This is a genomic window from Acinetobacter sp. Colony158, assembly GCF_019264745.1.
Taxonomy (GTDB): Bacteria; Pseudomonadota; Gammaproteobacteria; order Pseudomonadales; family Moraxellaceae; genus Acinetobacter; species Acinetobacter ursingii.
The window spans coordinates 941,647-942,525 of sequence record NZ_CP078523.1; the positions used below are offsets into that span (position 1 = coordinate 941,647).

Here is an 879-nt window from a genome sequence, read left to right on the forward strand (position 1 = left end):
TCCAATCCTGCTGTTGCATACTCAATACCTTGAACCTCACGCTGCTGAGCAAAGACTTTAATCGCAGGATGTAACTGTTCTGAACAACTTGCATCGTTGCTAAAGTATTTCAGCTTTTTGGCTTTGGCAAAATAAATTGCAGCAAACAATCGTCCATCTTCAAAAACAATAGCCGATGAAGCATCTAAACTGGTTCCAGACCTACCTTCATAATACAAAGCCTCATCTGTTTTCAGTAAATAGGGGGCTGAGTAATTGTTGAAATTAGATTGAAATTTTTGATAATCATGCTTTAACAATATTTGAAGTTCTGTTTGGATTTTTGGATTCAAAGCAATTTGAGGAATTGATGAAATATCTGAATATTCAATTAAGTCTAGTTTTTCAGCATGAGTAAAAACGGAGATTGAAAAAAGTAGAAAAAGATAATATTTATTCTTCATATCAAATTTATTATTTTTATGTCCATATTGACTTACTTATGGATTGTTCATTTTATATGGACACTTATGGAGTATCAATTAAGGTAAAACCTTTTTGTGCGTTCATAACATTCTCCACGAATTGTGTATTTTTTATAAAGCTTTGTAAGCTAATTTATATGAGCATAAAATATGCCAACTCTGATTATAATCATTTCGAAAGAAAAAACAGTAGATTATAAAAAGTTTTTTTTGCTTATGTTTTTTTAAGTATCCAAATAAGAAAAAAGTGACAAATAGTGTCACTTTTCAGCATTTCAGATATTTCTCGTTAATTCAAAATAATTGGTGAATTATCGAGCTCATCATCAAGATCCGTGATCTGTTTATCATAAAATTGATCTAAAATTTCTCCAATTTCCAACACACCCTTGACCACCGCTTGTCGATAATTTTT

Annotated in this window: 1 protein-coding gene; it reads right to left on the reverse strand. The window is 30.7% G+C overall.

Features of this window, described 5'->3' with window-relative positions; all coding sequences use genetic code 11:
• On the reverse strand, positions 1-443 hold a 443-nt coding region (locus JR005_RS03715; RefSeq protein ID WP_218665576.1), incomplete at its 3' end, for a hypothetical protein.
• Between the last annotated feature and the right edge of the window lie 436 nt (positions 444-879).